Origin of the sequence: Rhodococcus sp. OAS809, assembly GCF_040546695.1 — a bacterium.
GTDB classification, from domain to species: Bacteria; Actinomycetota; Actinomycetes; order Mycobacteriales; family Mycobacteriaceae; genus Rhodococcus_F; species Rhodococcus_F qingshengii.
Window position 1 is genome coordinate 2652294 of sequence record NZ_JBEPOI010000002.1, and the last position, 23220, is coordinate 2675513.

Consider the following 23220-nt stretch of genomic DNA (forward strand, 5'->3'; position numbering starts at 1 on the left):
CGGAGTAGACCTGAATCATGACAGGCAATGCGGACACCCCACAGGGAGCCGCGGCGTTTGCTTCCGCAGCAGATTCGCTCGACACCCTCGCCGAAGCGATTGCCGGACTCCGGTCCACTCTGAACACGGACGCGCATCTCGACTCCATGCTCCAACGTCTGGCCGAGACGGCGGTCAAAGCGCTGCCGGATGCCGATGCTGTCAGCGTGACGGTGCTGTCCGCCGATGGCCCACGAACTGCTGCATCTACCGCGGACTACCTTTCCGCGATAGACGATGCCCAGCATTCCGCCGATCGTGGTCCGTGCGTTGACGCCGCGCGCACCATGTCGTCGGTTCGGTCGAAGGTGGGTGATCACGACGACAAATGGCCGGAATTCACCGCCGAGGCCCGGAAACAAGGTGTCCGGTCCTACTTGTCCGTGCCGCTCACCATGGGCGAAGGAAGCACCGAACTTCTCGGCGCGTTCAACGTCTACGGATTCGCCTCGACAGAGTTCAAGCCCTTCGACGAAGAGTTGATGAAATTGTTCACCGCCGGTGCGGGCGCGGCGATCGCAGATTCACGACGCTGGCGTCAGGCACACGAGCACATCGAACAGTTGCACTGCGCCATGGAATCTCGTGCCGAGATCGAACAAGCCAAGGGCGTGCTGATCGCCATCCACGGCATCGACGCCGACGAAGCATTCAGCCGACTCGTTCAGCAATCGCAGCACACCAACGTGAAACTGCACGAGGTGGCCCGGATGCTCGTCGATTCGGTGCGCCACCGCCGGTTCTGAAGATTCTTCGGTGCAAAACCCCGTTTTGCACCCGAAAGCACAGTCGCAAAACCCCGTCTTGTACCCCGCCGGCACATCTCTCAAACGTATCCAGAGATGTTTCACCGAAACAGTTTTCGACCTGCACGGCTGCTGGCGGTCGCGCGGCGGCACCCGTCCGAAATGTGGTTATCTGTTGAGAACCGGGACGAAAGAAGACCCGACCGTACCAGGGTGAGGAAAGGATCGTCACTGTGCCAATCGACCAGGTTCTTGTCGTAGTTCCCGCCCACAACGAAGCCGAAGACCTCCCCAATTGCCTTCGTGCACTCGCAACAGCGGCGTCGGCTTGCGTTGTCCCCGTCCGAGTGGTTGCCGTCCTCGACAACTGTTCGGACGGAACCGCGGGGGTCATCCCCGACGGGGTGGAAGTACTCCGCGTCGAGCATCAGAACGTCGGCCGTTCGCGAGCGACGGGTTTCTCTGCGTTCGGCTCGGATTTGGGGGCCTCAGCGTGGTTCGCCACGACCGATGCCGATTCGGTGGTCGGCCCCACCTGGATTGCGCGCCAATTGGAGTATGCGCGTACTGCGGACGTCGTCGCGGGCACCGTTCGCATCGCAGACTGGGAAGGCCATCCGCACTCCGTTCGCGAACGGTACGAACGTATGTACCACGCACATCCCTATGGTCGACACGGTCACGTCCACGGTGCCAACCTCGGTGTCCGCGCCGATATGTACTGGGACGTCGGAGGATTCTGCGATCTCGAAGAAGACGAGGATGTCGATCTCGTCCGGCGGTTGAGCGAGGCCGGTGCCTGTATCGCGTGGGCAGAGGACATTGCGGTCACCACGTCTGCGCGTCTCGACGGCCGAACTCCGGGCGGCTTTGCCGGACATATCCGTAACCTGGGTGGTACGACCGCCGATAACGAAGAAGCGGAGCTGGCACGATGAAACGACTACACACACTCCTGGACGCAGGTGGACTGTACTTGCCGCTGCCCGGCGGCGGCGCGACGGCCGCACGGTGGACCTCCCTGGCAGAGCTCACACGGGAGAATGTGGTTCTCGGCCGGATGGCTGAGGCTCACACCGATGCCGTCGCGATACTCACCGAACTCGACGGACCGGATCCCGAACCCGGGCAGCTGTGGGGAGTGTGGGCGGCCGAGCCACCCCAACCTGTGGTGAATGCGTCTGAGCACGTGGGGATCTGGACGCTCACCGGTCGCAAGTTGTGGTGTTCCGGCGCCAACACCTGCACGCATGCACTGATCACCGCCTTGGTCGACGGTGTCCCCTCCCTCTTCGCGGTCGAGCTCGGACTACCTGGGGTGCATCCCGTTCCCGATTCGTGGAAGGCCGTCGGTATGGCCGAAAGCGACTCCAGCGCGGTCGACTTCGACATGGTTCCGGCCATACCGGTCGGGACGGCAGGCGACTATCTGAGCCGCCCGGGGTTCTGGCACGGCGCGATCGGCGTGGCTGCATGCTGGTACGGCGGCGCCTGCGGCGTCGCTGATCCGTTGTACGACAAGGCTGCAAGCAGCGAAGACCCCTACGTACTCGCACACCTCGGTGCGGTCGATGCAGCGCTCGCCGCAGCGCGCAACGCGCTCGCAGTCGCGGCGGCCGAGATCGATGCGGATCCCTTCGACGAAAATGCCGAGGCCATGCAGCGGGCACTCCGTGTGCGCGCAATTGTCGAGCGCGCCGCTACCGAGACCCTGGATCGGGTGGGACGCGCTCTCGGCGCCGCACCGCTCTGCATGGACGCCGCGCACGCCGCACGGGTAGCCGATCTCACCGTCTACTTGCGGCAGAGTCACGCCGAGAAGGATCTCGCCGAGCTGGGCCGGATTGCAGCCAAGGGGAAACGGCCGTGGTGAACTCGAAACTGTTCGCGCAGAAACCTGTCGACGACGGCGGCACTCCCGAATCGACATGGCGGGAGTGGGGAAGAAGTTTTCCGGAACTGGATCTCACCGGATGCTCACGATTGATCATCGTCGCTCCCCATCCCGACGACGAAATACTCGGTCTGGGCGGAACCGCTCTTCTGGCAATACTTTCCGGCATCAGTATTCAGGTCGTATCTGTCACCGACGGCGGAGCTTCGCATCCCGATTCACCGACCGTGACTCAGCCCGAGATGGAACGCCGTCGACGGTCCGAGTCGGATCGGGCAGCGCGTGTCCTCGGAATTCCCACACCGGTTAGATTGAGCATCCCGGACGGAAAGATCGGCGAGAACCGACAGGAGTTGACCGACCGCCTCAGCTCGATTCTCGGTGATTCCTCGGCGGATACCTGGTGCGCCTCCACGTGGCGCGGGGACGGCCACCCGGACCACGAAGCCACCGGAGACGCGGCGGCGAGGGCGTGCGCGGACACTGGATCGCGATTGATCGAGTATCCCATCTGGGCGTGGCATTGGGCCGCGCCGGATCATGCGGCAGTCCCGTGGGAAAGAGCACGAAAGGTGACCTTGCCCTCCGACGTTCAGGCTGCGAAATCTGCTGCCACCAATGAGTTCACTTCACAGATCGCTCCGCTTTCCGATCATCCCGCGGATGCACCCATCCTCCCCCGCCACGCGATGGAACGATTACTGAGGCCGTACGAGACGGTGTTCGTATGAGCGATCGTGAACTCCCCGCGGATTACTTCGCCAAGATGTATGCCGCACAGTCCGACCCATGGGATTTCGAATCCCGCTGGTACGAGCAGCGGAAGTACGCACTCAGTGTCGCTATGCTCCCGAAACCTCGATACCGTCGCGCATTCGAACCGGGGTGCTCGATCGGGGTTCTCACCGAGAAGTTGTCCGAGCGCTGCGACAGCGTTCTCGCCACCGACATCGTCCCGACCGCACTCGAGAGCGCTCGTGCGAGGCTTACCGGACATGACGCCGAATTTCGGCTCTGGGCCTTGGGTGACGACTGGTCCGAAGAAACCTTCGACCTCGTCGTCATCAGCGAAGTCGGCTACTACCTGACCTTCGAAAAGCTCATCGAGGCAATGCTGCAGGTCGTCGAGCATCTCGAGCCTGGCGGAACGCTGCTGTGCGCCCATTGGCGTCACGTCGTGCCGGAGTATCCGCAAAACGGTGACGCCGTTCATTCGGCTGTGCGCCAGACCCCGGGGTTGGCGCAGTTCGCGTCGTACCAGGACGAGGACGTGCTGATCGATGTCTTCGTGAAGGGTCCGCCGTCACCACCGTCGGTAGCTCGTTCCGAAGGTCTGATCTAGTAGACCTGTGCGCGGTTGAGGAGTGTGGGGACTCCTCAACCGCGCACGGGGGTCAGTCTCGCTGCTCCAACGCGAGGTCCGTATCCGACTGCAGTTCACCGACTTCGGACTTCAGGATCCGCATCGACCTGCCGAGGCCCCGGGCCGCGTCGGGCAGCTTCTTCGAACCGAACAGCACCACGAGCACTACTGCGACGATCGCCCAGTGAGTCGGGCTGAGCGCGCCCATCAGGCGGGTTCCTTGCCGTCGGGGTACACCGCATCGACCTCTACCTCGACGAGCCAACCGGCAACGGGCAGTCCGGCAACCTCGAGGGCGAATCGGGTGGGCCGGGCGCTGTTTCGCTCGATCGGAGCGATCGGCTCGGCCGTGCCCATCGGCACCAACTCGGTGTCACCCGTGTCGAGATTGGTGTTGGCGAAGAACTGCCGGTACGCGCGATTCCATCCTGTGTAGTCGGCCTTGTCCGATCCCGGCGCGTTGTCGAGGAAGACGCGCATCGTCACGACGTCTTCGAGACTCAATCCCTGAGCTTCGAGGTTGTCGCGGATCTTCTTGAGTACATTGATGCCCTGCGCCTCGGTGACGGTGACACCGGTCGGCAGAACACCGCCGGAGAACTGACCGTCGATGTACGACTCCGGCGAACCTTCCGGCGCCGCCTTGTTTCCTGCCGACGGACCGATGCCGCTGGTCTTGTAGATTGCGGTGTCGCCGCCGATCGCGACGCCCTGAGCGATCATCGGGTTTGCCTGCCCCGCTTCGAGAATCGATTTCGAGACGAACGAACTCGATGTGGTCTCGGCGTCCGCCTCGTCAGACGAGCAGGCAGTGGCGAAGCCCAGTAGCGTGGTGGCGGCGAATGCCGCTGCAAGGACCTTGGTGCTGCGAGATTTCATGATTAGACCTCCAGAAAAAGTGATGGGAAACGAAGCACGTCAGGCAGTTTGCGCAACACGCTGATGCAGGTGGGTCACGACGTCCTGCGCGGACGTGAAGGCCCCGTGCTGCCAGGCGATGGCGTTGGAGAGGTGATCGCCGGCGAAGTAGATCCGGTCGACGGGTTCGAGCAGCTTGGTGTACTCGGGAGTTGCCATGCCGCCGTGGGAATCTCCCGCGCCGGCCCATGATGCCCAGGCGGATTCCGAATACTTGGTGCGACGCCAGCTTCCGGAGAAGGACGACGAGATGTCGCGAGTGTATTTGTCGCCGTGGATTTCTGCGCCTTCGGCGATGGCCTTTGCCAGCCGCTGACGGTGGGTGAGCGATTCGAAAGCCTGTTGACGCTTACCCGAGCTGTAGTACGCGACGACGACGCCGCGGTCGGAGTTGTAGCGATCGTAGGGGAACATGATCTGGGAGATGTCGCGGTCGGTGTTGGACGCGCCACCGTAGATGCGGTCCTCGGTCTCCCACCACCGACGCGAGTATTCGATACCGAGCTTGCCCGACGACGACGGCTTGGCTGCATCCAACGCGAGCAGGATGTCGGAGGGCAGATTGTTGTTCAGCCGCTTGATCAAGTGCGGCGGGATCGTGCAGATTGCGTAGTCGGCGGTGATCGACTTGGATTTGCCGTCGACGACGTAGTCGACGGTGACGCCTTCCGGCACGTTCTTCATGCCGCTGACCTCGGCGCCGAACTCGATGTTGTCCATCCCGATCGCGTCCTGGAACTTGTAGTAGATCCGGTCCATGCCACCGACGGGGGTCATCATCGTCATGGCCTGGTCGTAACCGAACTCGAAGGAGAATGCACGCCCGATGCCGCCCTGGATGACATCGCTCATCCCGAATGGTTCGATCTCGGTTCCGAAGTTGAGGCCGGCGCCCGGCTCCGCGGAGTGCCCTCGACGCGAGGATCCGACATAGCGGCCGTCGCTGGAGAGATCGCCGAAGTCGGTGAGGAAGGACGAGAGTGCTTCTTTGTCTTCCTTGCTCAAGACCTGGTCGAGAGCGCCCTGATTGGTGGCCTTCTGCAGCAGCTCGGACATGTATCCGTAGGTGTCGGCTTTGGCTGCTCGGTAGGTGATCGACTGATTCGCCAGCGGCTTGTTGCCGGTGTAGTTGACGAAGGTGTTCGCATTCTGGTTTCCGAACATCTGCAGTTCGACGCCCAGTTCGCGGCAGTAGTCGATGGTGTTGTGATTTTGCGGAATACGCGTCGCACCGAGGTTGTAGAAGTGCCCCTCGGAGAACGAACAGGTCTGTGTCTCACCGTTCAGGTCGGTTTCTTCGGTGCCGTTGCGGATCGACCACACCCGACCACCCGGGCGGTTGCGTGCTTCGAGGACGGTGACCTTGTATCCGGCCTTCTGCAGTTCGTAGGCAGAGCACAGCCCGGACGGTCCGCCGCCGAGGATCACGACGGAGTGATTTCCCTTGACCTTTCCGATCAGGTCACCCGCAGCAGGTGCCTGAAATCGCCTCGGCGTCGACGCCACTGCCGGCGCCAGGCCGATGGACGACATAGCACCGAGTGCCAGGCCGGCGCCGCCGGTGATTCCCAGGCTGCGCATGAAAGATCTACGTGTGTATGGCATTCGAGCTCCCCAGTGTGCTCCCGGTGACCCGGGTGGTTGGTGTTGAACACAGACTTCAGGAGCGTTGGGTCCGGAACTTGACGCGCAGGAAACAGTCGGTGGGGACCGAGTGAGAAACGTGCGAGCGTTCGCATCTTGCTCTCTCACCCGAGTGCGATCAGCGGAAGCATGCCCGCAATATCGGCGTTACAGAACCGGACTAGCGTGACGCGACATGTCCGCTCTCACCGAAGCCATCGCGCGGTCCTTCACCACGCGCGAGAAGCAGCCCCCGGCGCGATCACCGCTGCGGGCGTTGGGCCGTCGGCAACTCTCGGGCGCCGAAGTGCTGGCCCAGTCGGTGGCAACCACTGCCCCTGCTGTGTCGATGGTCGTTCTGCCCGTCACCATGCTGACACACGGCCGATTGTTGAGCGGGATGATCACCATCATCGCGGCCACCGTGCTGGTGACGCTCATAGCCTTCTGCGTTTCGCAGTTCACTCGCCGAATGGCTGCGTCGGGCGGATTGCACAGCTTCGTCTTTCGTGGCCTGGGCACCCGGGCAGCATTGACCACCGGCATCGCCATGCTGGTCAAGTACGTCGGCAGCGCGGTGATGACGCTCTATCACGGCGGACAGGCCGCAATCGCATTGCTCGGCTTCGCGGGTGTGCACGTGGACAAGACTTTTCACGTCATCGCGCTCTATCTGGGGATAGCCTTGCTGATTCTCGGCGCTCTCGTGCGAAGTGTCAGATTTGCCGCGCTCGCGATCCTCGTCGTCGAAAGCTGTTCACTTCTGTTCATCGTCGGGCTCATGATCCTGGGCGGTTCCGGAAGTCAACAAGCACAGATCGTTCCACCCACCTCCGGCCACGGGTTGTTACTCACCGCCCTGGCTGCCGTATTCGCTCTCGCCGGATTCGAGAGCGCGGCCTTCTTCGGCCCCGAGGCCCGTCGTCCGCTGGTAACCGTCACCCGCACAGTCCTTCTCACTCCGATCATCTGTGGATCGCTCTTCATCTTCGCGGGCTGGGCCGCTTGGTCCGGGCGCAGTGACACCCTCGTCAACGCCTATCTCCACGGAACGGCGACGGGCGTGAGCCCCGGTGTCGTGATCGCGCTCAACGTCGGTCTGGGGTGCTCGTGGCTGGCGTCATCGATGGCGTCGTCCAATGCTGCGTCACGCCTGGTCTATTCGTTCGGTGTCGAGCGCCTACTCCCCCGCCGGTTCGCCTCGGTTCACAGTGCCTTCCGTACGCCCTACTTCGCATTGACTACCGTGGTCTGCACCGTCCTGCTGGGCGGCGGAACCTTTGCCGTTCTCGGGCGCGGAGAAATCTTCGACGACGTTCGACTGACTGTTCGCGGCGCCGTCATCGTGGCCTATGCACTGACGGCTATCGCATCCGTTGTCTTCCTGACACGGATCGGCGAGCACACTCCCGGCGTTCTCGCGGCCGCGTCGTGTGGCAGTGGTGCCGGAGCGATAGTCCTCGGTTACCTGGTTTATGCCAACACGATCGACCACGCGTACGTTGCACCGATCGCCGTGCTCGTGATCCTGACTTCGGGCACACTCTGGCAGTTCTACCTGCGACGCCGAAGCCCCAAAAGTCTGCTGCACGTCGGAGCTTTCGACAGTCCCGAAACCGAGGACGTACTACCAGGAGCTGGGGTGTTCGCCACCGACGCAGCCGGAAACATCGTGCTGGTGGGCGAGCCGACTGCCGGCGCCCGCTGATGGTGGGCCGACCACGCGACCTCGGTGGGCACGAACCCCGAGCGGTTCAGCGCGCCCTTGCCCTCCTCGAGTCGGCGGCCAGGCTCGGATCGGGAGCCACCGCCAAGGACATTGCCGCCCTGGCCGACATCCCACCTGCCACTGCGTATCGGTTACTCAACATCCTTGTCGCCGACGGTTACCTGGTTCGGATCGCCGACCTCTCCGGCTTCGCACTAGGCCGACGCACCCGTGAATTAGCCGGGGCTGCCGCCGAACCCACACCCATCGACAATTCGGTGCTCCTCGAAGAACTCCGCGAACAGCTACGGTTCGGCGTCTACCTCGCGTCGTTTGCAGAAAACAGAATTCGGCTCGTCGATCGCGATCCCGACCACGAACTCAGTGGTGAACGGACACTGGTCACAGCCGTTCACGCGTCGGCTATCGGGAAGCTGCTCCTCGCCAACCGACCCGAATTGGCCGAGGCCCCACTGCGAAAGGTCACCGCACACACCATCACTGACGGCGACGCGTTGGAACTCGAGCTCTCGCGGATCCGGCGCGGTGAGGCCGCCCGTGAGGTCGACGAGATTCGTGTCGGACGCTCCGCCGTCGCCGTCCCGATCCACGACGCGGAAAGGTGTGTCGTCGGCGCCTTGGCTGCGATAGGTCCGACCGGCAGACTTTCCGTCGACGACGCAGACCTGGTGGCACTGCTGCGGGAGTACGCGGAACGCATCGTTGCACCGTCGATGTCGAAGGCAAGCTGAAAGTCAGAGGCCGAACACACGTTTGGCAAAGCCGAGATGCTCGTCGGCCCAGCCGATGACGCCGAGCGTGGAATCGAGATTCTGCGGCGGAGTGCGCACCAAGGTGTCGCGTCGGACGAGTCGGTCGAAATCGATCTGAGCGCGGTCGAACTGGACCCCTGCCGTGACCATGATGTTCGCCAGTTCTTGCGCCATCACCCCGTACGCGACTGTCGTGGGATGAACGCCGTCGAGCGAGAAGAGGCCGCCCGAAGCGCGGCCGCCGCGACCGTCGGCGGAGAGGAACAGCGAGTCCGGCACGGGTTGCAAGTCGGTCAGCGCCTTGGGAAGGGGGTACGGCGTCCACCATGACGGCCGCGCATTGACGTCGGTGACGTAGCGCCGTGAGGCCACGCGCTCGAGCAACCCGGCAATATCGCAGAGGTACCAGTCCTTCCCCACCCGACGGGCATTCGCGACGGCTTGCTCGATTCCGTCGTTGTACACGTCGATTGCGGTATCGACGGCCCACGCCTGCGCGCCGGTGATGTGTTGATCGCGCTGTGGGTCGAAGTCTGTGTCGCGCACCCACGGTCGCGCGTAGTACGGGAAATAGCGGGATCCGATTTCGATCTTGCCGCCGAGCCCGTGGGCGATCGGTGCGATGGTCACGTGTGGGACGGTGCAGAGGATGACGTGCTGGGCGTTGATCTTGCGGATCGCGGCGAGCACCTCGGCATACTCCGACGCGAAGTGCTCAGGCCGCCACACCGTGTAGTCGCGCTTGCCGCCCGGATCACGGAAGTTGTTGCCGCTCCACTCGACTCGGAGTTCGGTGACGGTGCGGAGCGCGTTGTTGGCACCGAGGAAGACGATCAGAGTTTCGATGCCTTCCTTGCCCAACTCCGCTGCTGCGTCGAACGCGGTCATACGCTTCTCGGCGTCGGAGCCTCGCGGCAGAACTCGCAGTGCGGCGCGCTCGCCGTTGTTCTCGACGATCTGGCTGATCAAATCGTCGTGCGGTTGGTGAAGAGCATCCTCGCAGCCCTGCGCCGTCTTGGTCAGAGCGTCACGAAGATCCCACCCGTACACCGAGAGGTTGTGGTTGATTGTCGAGAATGTCGGCGCTTCGCTGCCCGGTCCGCGTTCCCAATAGTCCTCTACCTGATCCATGAACGCGCGCGCAGCAAAGAGTGCGAGCGGCACCTCCCAGAGGTCGAGCCGTGGGCCGAAGCGCTCCTCGAGGGTGCGGAGCAACAGTTCGATGTTGAGCGGAAGCCCGCCCGGGCCGCCGTAACGGGGAAAGCGGAACTGGTCGAGCCGGCCCAGCTGGTGAGCAATGATCGCCGGATACGACAGATCGGTATTGAAGATCGCCCCGCTCTGGAATCCCTGAGACAGCGAATCGCCGATGACCACCAACCGGTGGGGAGCATCTCCCCCTGGCGGAACTACCGGAATCCCCACTGTGGGATCGAACTGCGGAACCCTTGGTCCGCCGGCGGCCGCGGCCACGACGTCGTCGGGAGTATCGGATGGAAGTTCCATGCCCACTCACCTCCAGAAAAGTCCAGCTGGTCAGCTTATCAGTGGTGGCTTACGCCGATCGGCATTGTCCTGCTCCGATTGCTTCTCGATCGACCTGACAACCTCGTCGGCCCACTGTTGATTTCGCCCGTCGAATTCCGCGCGGTCCCGACGCGCGATACCCCGCCCCACCAGGATGGCAATCGGAATGGAACACACGACCCATACGAGTAGTACGCCTCCGACAATCCACCACATAACCAGTAATTGTGCCCGATTCGACGACTGTTGTGCTCCAGGTCGAAACATCTGTCCGAATCGTGGCGGTCAATCCAGGTGAGCGCGCAGGTCAGAAACGATCTGCGTCGACGGTTTCACGGGCTTTGCGAACCTGATTCCAACCACGAGCGGCGATGCCGAAGGCAACAAGCGACATCAGATCCGAGACCGTCAGACCGTGTTCTCTGTTCAACGACCACAAGACCTGACCTTCCAGCGGTCCATTGAAGAACAGCCACGCCACCCCTGCACAGACGGTCACAACAACACTGGCTTTGGACGGCTTCATCAAACACACGGTGCTGGTCACGAACAACAAGTTCATGAAAACCAGACCGTAGAAAATTCCGATCATGCGACTCCCCCCGAAGTTCGTTCGTTCAGCCGCGGTTGAAGTTCAGGTACGCCTTCGACGGTGTCGGGCCGCGCTGGCCCTGGTATTTGGATCCGGCCTCGGAGCTTCCGTAGGGGAACTCTGCAGCGCTCGAGAGCTTGAGCAGGCAGAGCTGTCCGATCTTCATTCCCGGCCAGAGCGTGATCGGCAGGTTTGCGACATTGGACAGCTCCAGTGTGATGTGGCCGCTGAAACCCGGGTCGATGAAACCGGCGGTGGAGTGCGTCAAAAGGCCCAGGCGCCCGAGGCTCGACTTACCTTCGAGACGGCCCGCGAGGTCGTTCGGCAGTGAGCACACTTCGAGAGTCGAACCGAGAACGAACTCGCCGGGATGAAGCACAAACGGCTCGCCCTCTGCCGGTTCGACCAGGCTGGTCAACTCGTCCTGGCGAAGTGCCGGGTCGATGTGCGTGTACCGCGTGTTGTTGAAAACCCGAAACAGACCGTCGAGGCGCACGTCGACGCTCGACGGTTGCACCATAGAGTCGTCAAAAGGGTCGATACCCAGACGTCCAACGGAGATTTCGGCACGGATGTCACGATCGGAGAGCAGCACAGGTAGAGGTTACCGGTTCTGCGGGCAGTGCCGACCCATCGCCGGGGCGATCACACTGTGGTTACCGAACACGATGCGCGGGTTCTGGACTCCCACGGGAGAGCCCAGCCCCACCTGTCTCAAGTTCTCCACCCCGAAAGGCGTTCCTGCGCACAACTTTTGGACAAATCATCTACCGAAGGCGCCGACTTCGACACGCCTGTGTTGATCAATGGCGGCCGGGGACACCGCCGCTTGAAAGCTCGTCTGATAATGTTCGGAAAGCACGTTGATCGGCGGTGAAAACACGTCCGGTCGGCTGCGACGCCGATGTAGTTCAATGGTAGAACATCAGCTTCCCAAGCTGAATACGCGGGTTCGATTCCCGTCATCGGCTCCACAGATTCTCCGCAGTTCAGAGCCCTTTTTGGGGCAGTCGGACTTCGCTTGTTTGGGACCCAATCCTGTGACAGGTAGACGGCAGGTACACAACCCCCTCCATTCAGTGATCAGTCAATGTGAATCCACCGAAAATGGGGGTGCTAGAGGACCGCGTCTCGGAATTCTGCAGTTCATCGATGCCGTCCGACTGGTCGTGCCCCGGCCTGAATCGGTGTCCATTGCGCGCACTGTCAGGAGAGTGCTGTCGACCTCGAAGCCGATGGTCGCCGGTACCTCGGTTCGTTTGCCGTCCATCAGTGATTCGAGCGCGACTACCAACAAATGGGGTTGGAAACTGCCTCCGCTCGGACTCCGCCCGCTTATCAGTTGAATATTGCAAAAACGATCTGCCGTAGCGCACCCATACGCCGAGGACCACAACTCACGCAAGAATGCAGATCTTCTCACAATCACAACTGTGAAAATACCCAAGTCCGTCAAAAATCACCTTCGAAAAGCATCAAGTACGTATTCTTCCTCAGTACCGGGCAGCCCTAACCGTAAGTCCCAATGCACGACCATCGCTCTGCACGGATCCGGAGAGCCGGATAAAGCTCGAAGAAATACCCCAGTTTCGAGGACTGTCACATTAGCGTCGTGCTACCTTCCCGACGATCTTTAGAAACCGGCAGATTGGCCCCAATTCGATAGAAGGCCGTAAGTGTCCAGAGTCGAAACCTTATTCCCCGCAAGCATCGCAGCGCCTTCCCTGGTTATGACGTTCGGAGCTACGGCTTCTCACGCAACTCCCAAACCGGGCAACTTTGGCGCAGGTGCTTCTGGTGGACCTTGGTTGGTGGACTACAACTCCTCGAATCGCCTCGGATATATCAGGACAGTCACCTCATTCGGTCCAGGCTCGCCCGCTTACATTGCAGGTCCCAATTTCGATAGCAGGACATCTGCCCTGTATGCAGTAGCGAATCTTGCCGGGCCCTAGACGGAGCGAGGAGGTGAATTCAAATGGATAACGTCCTCTTTGCTATCGTCAACGTGATCGTGGCGATGGCGAACGGTTCCACGATCCCCTTCTCATTAGAAGGCGCAGGGCCACTAACCGCTCCCGACTTGTAGAGAAGATCGGCCGACCGCATGTGGATAACATTTTCAGCTCTGCCTGAAACCTGCATATCAGAAGATGCGTGGATCGTGCGGTGGTCACAAACACAAGCTCCCCTACCTGGCCAGGAAGGGGAGCTTATGTTTGACAGGTCCCAAATAGTCGGTCGAGGCCGCCCCGAATAGGATCTGCAACCGAATGTCACAGCGCCGACTGGTTTGATCACGCGAGTGTGCACCGTGAGCAGAATTCACACAGAGGTCGATTAATGTGCATCTGCTGAATCAGCCTTCTCAGCTCCGTTTGATCGAATACGTCTGCTGGCTCGAGTGCCCTTGCCACGTTGAGGCAAGCCACCAATCTCGGACGCGGGCGGGAACTGTCTCTTGATCTTGACCACGGTGGACCTGTACCTAGTTGGCACAGACCACTTTAGGACGTCGACCAGGTAGCCGGTGGAAGCGCTTCGGTCTTCGGCCCGATCACGGGCGGCCGCACTATTTGGTGAGAATCGGTCGGTCGCCTCTTGAAATGTAGTCGGCGAATCGTTCAATTCCTGCTTGTGAGAAGCTCCCTCGGCCTGCGCGTTTCAGTGCGGCTTCGACGAATGGGAGCGGTTTCCTGCGGTATGTGCGGTAGATGCTGTCGAGTACTGGTTGCAGTGCCCGGCGTGCGAGGTCTGCTGTTTCCGGGTCTGAACCCCCGAACTTCACTGTCACATTCGGCATTGATACCCCTGTTGGTCGAGTGTCCGATTCCCTGGCCGGAAGCGTACGTATCGGGATCGCGAATCAGTACAGAAACACCAAAACGAGGCGCTAAGTCCCTACTTGCGGTGGATGCAATTCCGTCTTTGGGTTGACGAAAAACAGCCCGACCGCGGCGTGCGGTCCGGCTTCTGTTCTACGACTCCGGGTTACGCCCCGAAGCCGAGGCCGCGGGTTTCGTCTGTTCACGTTGGGTGGCGAATTGCCGATGCTGACGGGTGTTTCGGTCAACGCGTACGTGAACTCTCCATCGACAACGTCCATGCAGAATGACCCCCGCGACATAGTTGCCGTCTTCGATGAGGTGGCCGAATTCATTGAGGCGATAACTACCGGCCACCCGAAGGTGCCCCGTCCCGTGGTCAACCACCTAGATCGGCGGTTCCACGGTTCCGCAGAAGCTCAATGCCTGTGCGCAACGCCCCGGGATCTGGAAGTCGTAGCCGGTCTGCATCCAAGCTGTTCCATCAGCCTCTGCGATGAATGCCCCGATGGGTAGCGCTCGGAGACCCACGTCATCGGTGCCAGATTCCGCGATCTCATTGCCAACATGCTCCACGACGTTCTATGGTTCATTACATGAGTAATGAACCAGTGAACACCGGGCGTCGATCATCGTGATCGACGACGGACGACCACTGTTCCAGCAGATCGCCGAGCAGATCGAAGGCTCGATCATCGACGGCTCCCTGCCGGAAGACGGGCAGGTGCCCTCAACCAACGAACTGGCGGCGTTCCACCGAATCAATCCGGCGACGGCAGCCAAGGGCCTCAATCAGCTCGTAGGCGAGGGGATCCTCTACAAGAAACGGGGAATCGGAATGTTCGTCACGGTCGGCGCCCGCGACGCACTCAGGTTCAGACGCCGAGAAGCGTTCGCGCGCCAATACATCGAGCCGCTGGTCGCGGAGGCCGACCGGCTCCAGATTTCCCTCGGCGAACTCAAATCCATGCTGGACGACAGGAAGGCGGACCGATGAACGCAAGCACGACAACGACCGAGCCCCGAGTCAGGCGTTTCGACGAAACTGAACTTGTCGCCTCGATGCGCTCCGTGGACAGAAAGTACGGGGATGTCGACGCGCTCGCGGACGTCTCGTTCGAGATCAGCCGCAACAAGATCTACGGTCTGCTCGGCCGTAACGGCGCAGGCAAGACGACGATCATGCAGATACTGACCGGGCAGGACCTGCACACCCGCGGCGACGTCGAGGTATTCGGCGCTGCCCCTTTCGAAAATGCCGACGTCCTGGCAAACGTGTGCTTCGTCAAGGAAAGCCAGACGTACCCCGAAGACCTCAAGGTCAAGCACGTACTCGTCGCCGCCGGCCATCTACTCCCGAATTGGGACCACGCGTTCGCCGAGACACTGCTCGACGACTTCCAACTTCCCCTGTGCCGCAAGGTGAAGAAGCTCTCGCGCGGCATGCGGTCAGCGTTGGGAGTGATCATCGGACTTGCCTCCCGTGCACCGCTCACGCTATTCGACGAGCCGTATCTCGGTCTCGATGCCGTTGCACGCCAACTGTTCTACGATCGCCTGCTTGCGGACTACGCCGAACATCCTCGCACTGTGGTGCTTTCGACTCACCTGATCGACGAGGTAGCCAATCTACTCGAGCACGTGATTGTCGTCGACGGCGGCCGGATTGTCGTCGACGCAGACGCGGATGCACTGCGTAGCCGCGCCGTGGTGGTATCCGGTCCCATTGATGCGGTGGATGCCGTTGCTGCGTCCGGCAGGGTCCTGCGCCGGGAGACACTGGGCGCCCACAGCCGAATCATGTTGCAGGCCGATGTGACAGAGACCGAGCGAAACCGACTGCGGGAGGCTGGAGTCCAAGTGGAACCGGCATCTTTGCAGGAACTTGTCATCGCGACTTCGACGCAGCGCAAGGAGATCACCGTATGAGTATCGCAACGACAGAGCCACGGACGGTCCCGAAGACGCCCGCTCGGTCCAGGATCGGTGCCGTCCTACAACTGCACACGGTCGCGTGGCCGTTGCTGATCGCCTGGCCGGTGGGCATCCTGTTGATCTCGTTCCTGATCAGCTTCACTATCTACGCGATCGTCGGGAACGAGGAGGGTGAAGGATTCACCGGCAGTGTGTTCTCGGTCTACGGTTTCGTGCTGGCGTTCTACCTCCAGTCGATGACGCAGACGTTCCCATTCGCGCTCGGACTGAGCGTGACCCGCCGCGAGTTCTTCACTGCCACCACGGTTATGGCGCTGGCACAGTCCGCAGTCTTCGCAATCGCGCTGCAACTGCTGTCCGTGCTGGAGTCCGCCACCAACGGCTGGGGTGTGCACATGCGCATGTTCGGCATCGCACGCTATTTCACCGACAACACCGCCGTACAGTTGCTCGCACTGTTCGCGACGCTGCTGCTGACCAGTTCGATCGCAATGCTGGCAGGTGCTATCTACCAGCGGTGGAGGATCACCGGTCTACTCGCCTCCCTCACCGGGCTTTTCGGCTTGCTCGGCCTGTCAGCGATCGCGATCACCTGGGCTGGGTGGTGGCCGGCGATCGGTTCGTGGTTTGTCGATACTCCCCGACTGGTACCGATGGCGCTACTCCCTCTGGCCCTTGCCATCGCGTGCATCGCCGGAGCCTGGGCGACGTTGCGTCGAGCAACGCCGTGACCGCGCAATCATGTGCGACGCCACATGTCGCGTCGTCTCGAAGTGCTCGTCGGATCAAACCCGTCTAGACAGCTCGTCCCCCTCCCTGAGTCAGGAAAGGGGGACGAACGTCGCAACAGGGTGCTATCTCGTCCCCGATTTGGTCCGCTCTACTGCCGAGCCACCCGCTCGACAAAACTCGAAGCCCGCAGCACCAGTTCATCTTTCCGGTTCTGGCGCGCAGCGGCGGCATCGTAGCCGGCATACGGGAGCGGGGGGTCGTTACGAACATTGGACGAGCACTGGAAGTCTCGGCAGATCAGTGTTCCGACCGTGCTGCCACGTCGACCGGCGGGCCCGGCCAACTTGGCGCCGTAGAAGACGACCTCGTTGGGGAGTCGCGTGTCGCGGCACCAGGAGCACTGGGCGCGCGATCGCGGAGTGGCCTCGGCTTGAACGAGCAAGACTCCGATGGTCTCCCCGTCGAGTGTCGGGACGATCGCGTAGGCGCGTCGGCCCATTTTCGGATCTCGCCAGCCCAGGTAGTCGAGAGCGTCGAAGTCGATGGTGCCGAAGCCGTCCGGCAGGGTGAGATCGGACTTCTCCTTACGACTCGCGTTGACGAGGCTGGAACGAATAGATGTATCGGTCAAAATGATCATGGGTGTATACCAATCGTGGCTCGGTGAAGGTGGGTACAGCTCATGGCCCGATCAGCACCAAGTGCTGTCGGGTCCGAAATGCGCTATCTGTCGCCGGCGAAGACGACGCCGACAACCCCCTCACGCCCATGGGGCGTCACCGTGTACGTATCCACACCGCGATGGTAGCTACAGGCCTGCGTTACAGGCCACTCGATTTATCAGTCACGCCATACCGCCGTGAACTCGTACCAAGGTCCGCCGAGGTGAGTTGCGGAGAAATCATCGAACCCCGATGGTGGGCCGCTGGGCGAGTACACCCACCCACTCGAGGTGATGAACATGCTGTCGTTGTCGATGAAGTAGACCTCATCCGGCCGCACGACATGGGCACTACTGATATCGAACTGGCCGATCTCGAGCTCTTCCACGGTCGATTCAGGCTGCTCCAAAAGACCAATCGCGATGGTCTCGAACTCTCCGCTCTTGTCGAGGAAAGTTGCCGGCGGCATCAACAACACCAGAGCTACTGCAGCGATGACGGCGATCGGGGAGGACAGAATCCACCACGACCACCGCCGGTCCTGGCCAAGGGCATAGAGGGTGCGGATCGCCCACACCAGACCGACCACGATCAAGATGAGCAGAGCCGCGGCGCTGACGAGGAAGGGATCCAACCATCTGTACTCCCCGAACGGCGAAGGCCACCAACCGTAATGCCGGCAGACCAACGCAATGAGCGGAACAACGGTGAATGCCAAAAGAATCGGCCCCGGTGGCTTGGACGACTCCGGAGGGTCAGCTACCAACCATTCACCCAGCGACTTCGGCCTTCTCATCACCCCACCGTATCTGCAGGTCACGGCAAAACTCAGCTACACGGCGAATACCTTTGCAGTACACGCACTCTCGTTCCACTCACAACAACCAACGCAGCGATCGGCACTCTCGCCGCAACCGACACAGATGGACAAACCTCACAATTCGCAGATTCAACGTGCCGATCATGCGACAATCGGACGGTGAACGAGACCGCGAGTGGAGTTTCGCACCCGCACCGACCGCGACTGCCGAGCGTCGGCGTCCTACTCTCCGCCGCCCTCCTGTGGTCCACTCCCCTCGCCGCTGCCGCGCCCACCGAACCTGGGCCGGCCAGTTGCATATCATTCGGAACCGCCCAACTGCCACCAGGTGCGCCCTCCGGTGGAGGTCGAGTCGGGTTGGCAAACCTACCGACATTCACCGGTTCAACCGCCCCCAGCTCGGTCCAGATCCGCACGCCAACTACGCAATTCAATCGTTTCTGGGACTTCGCGCTAGTCGACCACGACTTACTCGCTCGGCCGCGAGAGCCAGGCGCATCAACGGCTCAACCGTGGCGTTTCGTGCCGATGCCCGAGTGCCTGCGTGGACGACTGGTCGGGATATCACTGGACGACGACGAACTCGTCGCGGTCGACGACAACGGCTGGATCTACACGATGGACAACGCATCCCAGGATCCGCTGGTGTGGAATTGGACCTCGGCATGGGGCGCACCGCTGTGGAGCGGTCCCGGCCGACAACTCCCCGGAGACCACCCGAACGGGTGGGCACTGAGCGTCTCGTCGCCTTGGGACAACCAAACTTTCACCGACGTCGCAGGACGGATTCACTTCGTCGGACTCGCCAAGATGACGATGATCCCCACGTTGACCGGGGACGGCAGCCGGATAACCTACGCGGACCCGTGGCTGCCCAACGACGACAGCTACGAGATCGGCGGCCCGCTCGGCGGGCGATTCCAGGCGGACTCGCTGTCGGCGGCCGGATCAACCACTTTCGTGATGAACAAGTACGGCGACATATACACCCGCACATTTGATTTCGATTCTTCGGGATCGGACTCGATCTTCTTCCGCTACAGCTGGGAAGATCAGTCGGACAAGCCGTCGGCACCCAACCTCGTGGCCGAAACACTCGACCGCAGCACCGCCGCGATCCGACTTCCGGCCCCAGACTGGGTGCACCAGCCCAAAATTCCCGGTGAAGTCACATCCGCGATCAGTGTGCACTCACTCGGTCCCGGCCCGAACCGGCGGGAGTTGCGCGTCGAGGGTCTCCGCGGCGCCGAATCCGGCTTCTGGCACAAGGATCTCGTCGGGGATGCCTGGGAGTTCACGCCGACCGGCGCGTCCCTCCTCGGCACACTGATCGAAAACGCGCCGACAGACCGGTCGACGGATACCCTGTCCCCCGCTGCCCCCTGGCACTTGTCCACGACCCTGCCCGCCCGCGACGGTGCCATCGACGGTCAGGCTCTGATCGACATCGGGTTTCCGTACTCTGTGGTGGATCCGCGTCTGCTCGACGCGATCGGCCAGCACGCACAACCGTCCGGATACCGACTGGACGTGGACCATTTCGACCCGGTCGCCACCACGCGGACCGCGACCGTGACTGCACCGGATGGCACGGTTCTTCCGGTCGTCCTGCACACCGCCGACGGACTACGGATGGCTCCCCGCGCATCCGGCCTCGATGCCGATCCGCGCCACCTCGTCGGGGCAATCGAGATCCCGTCGGACGCGTACGCGGATCGGGCATCGAACCCCGCTCTGGACGCGTTCGTGCAGGACTGGATGCGCGGAAACCCCATTGCCGCGATCACGCTCAGCGCCACCGACCACGACTTGGTGATCCGCTAGCCGAAACCATCGCCGTCCACCGTGTCGCCTCGATTAGGCTCAGCAGATGGTCGACACCACACCCGACGTGCCGATATCACCCGTCGACGCTGCGAGCTTCCAGCTCGGTGTGCACGTCCAGCCCTACCTGGTCACTATTGCCGGACTGCTCGCTCCTGGTGGCTTCGTCGATCGAGACGGTCGACCTGATCTAATGCGACTTCACCGCACCCTCGCCGCTCACATCGCGCAGGAGCCGTTACTGCGGCAGCGACCGATCATGCGGAACGGGTCATGGTGGTGGACGGAAAACGACATCGACTTCGACCTCCATCTCTCGCTTGACGAACGCGGGCCTACAGAACCCGACTTCGAATCCGTCTGTGGTCGACTCGTGATGCAACCCCTCGACACCACCCGACCGTTGTGGCACATCGCCTTCGTTCCTGCAGCTCGACCGGGTCTGTGCGGCATTGTGATCCGAGTGCATCACGCGGTTCTCGACGGCGCCAGAGCCAGCGACCTTTTCGAGCGCTTGTTCGCCTCACCTGATTCGAAAAGTACCGACCCGGGCGCTCCCGTGGCGAACATCCCTCCGAAGGCCGCCGGTTCCCTCGACCTCCTCCGATTTCGAATCGGTACTTTCCTGCACCGGCCAATCCGATCACGGGTGTTGCTGGGCGCCATTGGTCCCACGAGATCGATCTCGTCCGTCAACGTCCGCACCTCTCTGATCGAGCATGCCGCGCAGCAAGCGGGAGGCACTTTGAACGATGCCTATCTCGTTGCGGTGGGCGGCGGACTGCGATTCATCCTCCAAGAATGCGGCGAGCCCATCCCCAAGTCGATTGCGGTATCGGTACCCGTCGCAGTCACAGCGATCGGTAGCGCACGCAATGCCGTCGGGTTCATGATCATCGACCTTCCACTTCGTGAAACCGACCCACAACGCACAGTCGCGATCGTCGCGAAGCAAACCGCTGCGGCCAAACCTTTCGCACGCGCTGCGGGAACAACCTTTCGGTCACCGCGTATCGCCGGCGTTTTCGACAAGCTCGCAAAGCGGCAGCACATGATCGGTGCAGTCGTGTCCAACGTCCATGGACCGCGCGGCCCGCTCACGCTCGACGGGGCAGCGCTAGTCGAACTCTGGCCTCTGGGCCCGTTGGCGGGCAATGTCCGCGTCGGCTTCACCGCAGCGTCCTACAACGACACATTCTGGATCGGAATCCAGGCCGATGCCGAGCATCTCCCACCTGCAAGCAAGATCGCCCGAGCCGTCGAACGGACTCTCGACGAAATAGCCGGCACTGCACACTGACTGGATCTACTGCCACTATCCGATGCACCTCGCCGCTTGGGCAACGGATACTGTCGAGACGTCTCGACAACATCTCCACTGATTCGAGCCTGCAAGCCGGTGTCGTCACGACACGATCGTCACGAGGAAGGCGAAAGATGTTCACACCTGCAGAATTCGGCAAGGTCTCGGTACTGGTTCCTGAGAACGGTGGTGCCGTCCCCTACGGGAACACCGTGGTAGTGCACGGATCTGAAAGCACGCTCGTGATCGACCCTTCGCTCTCCCTCGACCGCGATCCCGTCGGCGCAGACCTCGTATTCGTCAGCCACGGGCACGAGGACCACATCGCCGGACTACGCCATTTCGACACCCCGGCCTATGCGCACCATCTCGACGCACCCGCAGTCGCATCCCTCGACACGATGCTCACCAATTACGGCCTTCCTCCGAACGAACGAGTCGAGGTCCAGCAGTCGATCGCTACGCAATACGGCATACCCCCGACCCACGAGAACGTGTCGGGGATCGCGGGCGGCCACGTCTTCGACCTCGGCGACCGCACTGCGACAGTCATTCATTTGCCAGGGCACACCCGCGGACACTGCGGGGTCCTCGTCGAACCCGACGGCTTCTTCTACGTCGCCGACATCGACCTCACCTCCTTCGGCCCGATGTACGGCGACCTGGGTAGCAGCGTCAACGACTTCCTCGACTCCATCGACCACGTCGCAACGATCGACGCACGCTGGTACGGAACATTCCATCAGAAGGGCGTGGTCGAGGGCAGCGACGAGTTCCGTCGCCGGTTGTCCGCATACCGCGACAAATTACTGAGCCGCGAAGACCGTCTCATCCAATTCCTCGGCGAACCAAAACTCTTGGAAGACATAGTCGCTCATCGACTCGTCTACCGCCCCCACGTATCGGCCCCGTACGTCGACGCCGTCGAACGACGGACAGCTCAGCTACACCTCGAACGACTCATCGCATCCGGTGCCGTCACAGTCGACGAAGACAAGGTGTTTCGCCGGACCCTCTGACATCCCTGGCGAACTGATCGCGCCATTTCGGATACTTCCGAAAATCGGACCGAAGTTCACCGAAAAAATCTGGCACTCGAGGTTGCAGAGTGCCAGTTTGGCTGGTTATCATGTTCTCGCACAGTAAGTTCGGTCGCCGTCGAGGTGACGGTGACCTTTCTTAGACGATACGGGAGGTGTGTTGCTGTGCTTCGTTTCGATCCTTTCACCGACATCGACGCGATCACCAAGTCCCTGCTTGCCACCGGAACCGGCAGCAGCCGAAGTCCACGCTTCATGCCGATGGACCTCTACAAGATCGATGACCACTACGTCCTTCACGCCGATCTTCCCGGCGTCGACCCAGGATCAGTGGACGTACAGGTAGACGGCTCGACCCTCACCCTGACCGCGCACCGCAGCGCCATTTCCGAAGAGGGAGTGACGTGGCTGGCCGGTGAGCGTTTCACAGGAACATACAGAAGGCAGCTGTCCATCAGCGAGGACATCGATTCCGAACGGATCGTCGCCTCATACGACAACGGCGTGTTGACCGTGACCTTGCCGATCGCAGAGAAGGCGAAACCGCGGCGGATCGAAATCTCGTCGGGGCCGCCGTCCCGCACCGCAAACTCCGAGGTGAAAACCCAAGGACAGATCGAAGCCTGACCTGAACGGCTTGGCACGAAATCGACTGTACGAGAGCCTTTCATCCAGGAGGTCCACTATGCCCGCGCCAATCATGGCCCCCGCCGCAGCTCTGGCTGAACCGGTCGTCTGGAACGAAGACCCGCAGCGGCAAGGCTGGTGGAAGCGCATCCTCGCGGCCACCCCGCCCGAGAACCCCACCAACGAAGAATTTCAACCCTGACAAAACCAGACCGTGTTCGCCGAATACGGTCACCCACAAATGAATTGATGCCTTCCGTCCGTCCACC

At 61.7% G+C, this 23220-nt stretch carries 24 protein-coding genes and 1 tRNA gene; 16 read left to right on the forward strand and 9 right to left on the reverse strand.

Annotation, left to right across the window (positions count from 1 at the left end; translation table 11 throughout):
- Positions 1–17: 17 nt before the first annotated feature.
- From ABIE52_RS15410 to ABIE52_RS15430, 5 genes are all read left to right on the forward strand, one after another.
- Positions 18–785 (forward strand): GAF and ANTAR domain-containing protein, encoded by a 768-nt coding sequence (locus tag ABIE52_RS15410; protein ID WP_003943624.1) that lies wholly within the window; start codon positions 18–20, stop codon positions 783–785.
- Between the two features lie 233 nt (positions 786–1018).
- Entirely contained in the window at positions 1019–1723 is a 705-nt protein-coding gene (locus ABIE52_RS15415; RefSeq protein ID WP_042452319.1) for a glycosyltransferase family 2 protein, read from the forward strand.
- Positions 1720–2658, forward strand: a complete 939-nt coding sequence (locus ABIE52_RS15420; protein WP_007726542.1) for an acyl-CoA dehydrogenase family protein — start codon at positions 1720–1722, stop codon at positions 2656–2658. The genes ABIE52_RS15415 and ABIE52_RS15420 overlap by 4 nt, the downstream gene beginning before the upstream one ends.
- Positions 2652–3410 carry a PIG-L deacetylase family protein gene (locus tag ABIE52_RS15425; protein WP_192712040.1) on the forward strand — a complete coding sequence of 253 codons (759 nt, stop codon included), beginning with the start codon at positions 2652–2654 and terminating at the stop codon, positions 3408–3410. Before ABIE52_RS15420 ends, ABIE52_RS15425 begins: the two co-directional genes overlap by 7 nt.
- Positions 3407–4021 (forward strand): class I SAM-dependent DNA methyltransferase, encoded by a 615-nt coding sequence (locus tag ABIE52_RS15430; protein WP_007726541.1) that lies wholly within the window; start codon positions 3407–3409, stop codon positions 4019–4021. The genes ABIE52_RS15425 and ABIE52_RS15430 overlap by 4 nt, the downstream gene beginning before the upstream one ends.
- Positions 4022–4073: 52 nt before the next feature.
- Here ABIE52_RS15430 and tatA read toward each other — a convergent pair whose 3' ends face one another.
- Genes tatA through ABIE52_RS15445 form a run of 3 tightly spaced genes read right to left on the reverse strand, consistent with a single transcriptional unit; the run spans position 4074 to position 6541 of the window.
- A complete protein-coding gene (gene tatA / locus ABIE52_RS15435; RefSeq protein WP_003943732.1) occupies positions 4074–4250 on the reverse strand; it encodes a Sec-independent protein translocase subunit TatA in 177 nt (58 codons plus the stop codon).
- Positions 4250–4921 carry a Rid family hydrolase gene (locus ABIE52_RS15440; RefSeq protein ID WP_007726540.1) on the reverse strand — a complete coding sequence of 224 codons (672 nt, stop codon included), beginning with the start codon at positions 4919–4921 and terminating at the stop codon, positions 4250–4252. The genes tatA and ABIE52_RS15440 overlap by 1 nt, the downstream gene beginning before the upstream one ends.
- Before the next feature lie 39 nt (positions 4922–4960).
- Positions 4961–6541, reverse strand: a complete 1581-nt coding sequence (locus tag ABIE52_RS15445) for a flavin monoamine oxidase family protein (RefSeq protein ID WP_192712145.1) — start codon at positions 6539–6541, stop codon at positions 4961–4963.
- Between the two features lie 238 nt (positions 6542–6779).
- On the opposite strand from ABIE52_RS15445, the gene ABIE52_RS15450 reads away from it, so the two are divergent.
- Both ABIE52_RS15450 and ABIE52_RS15455 read left to right on the forward strand, forming a co-directional pair.
- Positions 6780–8291: an APC family permease gene (locus ABIE52_RS15450; protein WP_042452324.1), complete on the forward strand. Its 1512-nt coding sequence runs from the start codon at positions 6780–6782 to the stop codon at positions 8289–8291.
- Positions 8291–9043, forward strand: a complete 753-nt coding sequence (locus ABIE52_RS15455) for an IclR family transcriptional regulator (RefSeq protein WP_075832447.1) — start codon at positions 8291–8293, stop codon at positions 9041–9043. The genes ABIE52_RS15450 and ABIE52_RS15455 overlap by 1 nt, the downstream gene beginning before the upstream one ends.
- Positions 9044–9046: 3 nt before the next feature.
- On the opposite strand, the gene ABIE52_RS15460 is transcribed toward ABIE52_RS15455, so the two are convergent.
- From ABIE52_RS15460 to dcd, 3 genes are all read right to left on the reverse strand, one after another.
- Positions 9047–10570 (reverse strand): hypothetical protein, encoded by a 1524-nt coding sequence (locus tag ABIE52_RS15460; RefSeq protein WP_192712039.1) that lies wholly within the window; start codon positions 10568–10570, stop codon positions 9047–9049.
- A gap of 328 nt (positions 10571–10898) precedes the next feature.
- Entirely contained in the window at positions 10899–11183 is a 285-nt protein-coding gene (locus ABIE52_RS15465) for a hypothetical protein (RefSeq protein WP_042452329.1), read from the reverse strand.
- A 25-nt stretch (positions 11184–11208) separates the two neighbouring features.
- Positions 11209–11778, reverse strand: coding sequence for a dCTP deaminase (dcd, locus tag ABIE52_RS15470; protein ID WP_003943702.1), 570 nt, complete (start codon positions 11776–11778; stop codon positions 11209–11211).
- Positions 11779–12083: 305 nt separating this feature from the next.
- On the opposite strand from dcd, the gene ABIE52_RS15475 reads away from it, so the two are divergent.
- A tRNA-Gly gene (locus tag ABIE52_RS15475) sits at positions 12084–12157 on the forward strand.
- Between the two features lie 2238 nt (positions 12158–14395).
- Here the strand turns inward: ABIE52_RS15475 and ABIE52_RS15480 are convergent.
- The gene (locus ABIE52_RS15480; protein ID WP_192712038.1) at positions 14396–14584 is read right to left on the reverse strand and encodes a hypothetical protein; all 189 of its coding nucleotides are present in this window, start codon (positions 14582–14584) and stop codon (positions 14396–14398) included.
- A gap of 58 nt (positions 14585–14642) precedes the next feature.
- Here ABIE52_RS15480 and ABIE52_RS15485 point away from each other — a divergent pair, with 58 nt between their 5' ends.
- The 3 genes from ABIE52_RS15485 to ABIE52_RS15495 are packed head-to-tail and all read left to right on the forward strand — an operon-like array spanning position 14643 to position 16674.
- Positions 14643–15005 (forward strand): GntR family transcriptional regulator, encoded by a 363-nt coding sequence (locus tag ABIE52_RS15485; RefSeq protein WP_007726518.1) that lies wholly within the window; start codon positions 14643–14645, stop codon positions 15003–15005.
- Positions 15002–15937, forward strand: coding sequence for an ABC transporter ATP-binding protein (locus tag ABIE52_RS15490; protein WP_042452339.1), 936 nt, complete (start codon positions 15002–15004; stop codon positions 15935–15937). Before ABIE52_RS15485 ends, ABIE52_RS15490 begins: the two co-directional genes overlap by 4 nt.
- Complete coding sequence (locus ABIE52_RS15495) at positions 15934–16674, forward strand: ABC transporter permease (protein ID WP_192712037.1); 741 nt, start codon at positions 15934–15936, stop codon at positions 16672–16674. Before ABIE52_RS15490 ends, ABIE52_RS15495 begins: the two co-directional genes overlap by 4 nt.
- A 149-nt stretch (positions 16675–16823) precedes the next feature.
- Here ABIE52_RS15495 and ABIE52_RS15500 read toward each other — a convergent pair whose 3' ends face one another.
- Both ABIE52_RS15500 and ABIE52_RS15505 read right to left on the reverse strand, forming a co-directional pair.
- Positions 16824–17315 carry an FBP domain-containing protein gene (locus ABIE52_RS15500; RefSeq protein ID WP_007726512.1) on the reverse strand — a complete coding sequence of 164 codons (492 nt, stop codon included), beginning with the start codon at positions 17313–17315 and terminating at the stop codon, positions 16824–16826.
- Between the two features lie 200 nt (positions 17316–17515).
- Entirely contained in the window at positions 17516–18133 is a 618-nt protein-coding gene (locus tag ABIE52_RS15505; RefSeq protein WP_007726510.1) for a hypothetical protein, read from the reverse strand.
- Positions 18134–18685: 552 nt separating this feature from the next.
- On the opposite strand from ABIE52_RS15505, the gene ABIE52_RS15510 reads away from it, so the two are divergent.
- From ABIE52_RS15510 to ABIE52_RS15530, 5 genes are all read left to right on the forward strand, one after another.
- Positions 18686–19981, forward strand: coding sequence for a hypothetical protein (locus ABIE52_RS15510; protein WP_176741986.1), 1296 nt, complete (start codon positions 18686–18688; stop codon positions 19979–19981).
- A gap of 46 nt (positions 19982–20027) precedes the next feature.
- Positions 20028–21281 (forward strand): wax ester/triacylglycerol synthase domain-containing protein, encoded by a 1254-nt coding sequence (locus tag ABIE52_RS15515; RefSeq protein ID WP_192712036.1) that lies wholly within the window; start codon positions 20028–20030, stop codon positions 21279–21281.
- Between the two features lie 137 nt (positions 21282–21418).
- The gene (locus ABIE52_RS15520) at positions 21419–22303 is read left to right on the forward strand and encodes an MBL fold metallo-hydrolase (RefSeq protein WP_042452347.1); all 885 of its coding nucleotides are present in this window, start codon (positions 21419–21421) and stop codon (positions 22301–22303) included.
- Between the two features lie 186 nt (positions 22304–22489).
- Positions 22490–22951: an Hsp20/alpha crystallin family protein gene (locus ABIE52_RS15525; protein ID WP_007726499.1), complete on the forward strand. Its 462-nt coding sequence runs from the start codon at positions 22490–22492 to the stop codon at positions 22949–22951.
- 58 nt (positions 22952–23009) lie between these two features.
- The gene (locus tag ABIE52_RS15530) at positions 23010–23153 is read left to right on the forward strand and encodes a hypothetical protein (protein ID WP_165639161.1); all 144 of its coding nucleotides are present in this window, start codon (positions 23010–23012) and stop codon (positions 23151–23153) included.
- Positions 23154–23220 lie beyond the last annotated feature (67 nt).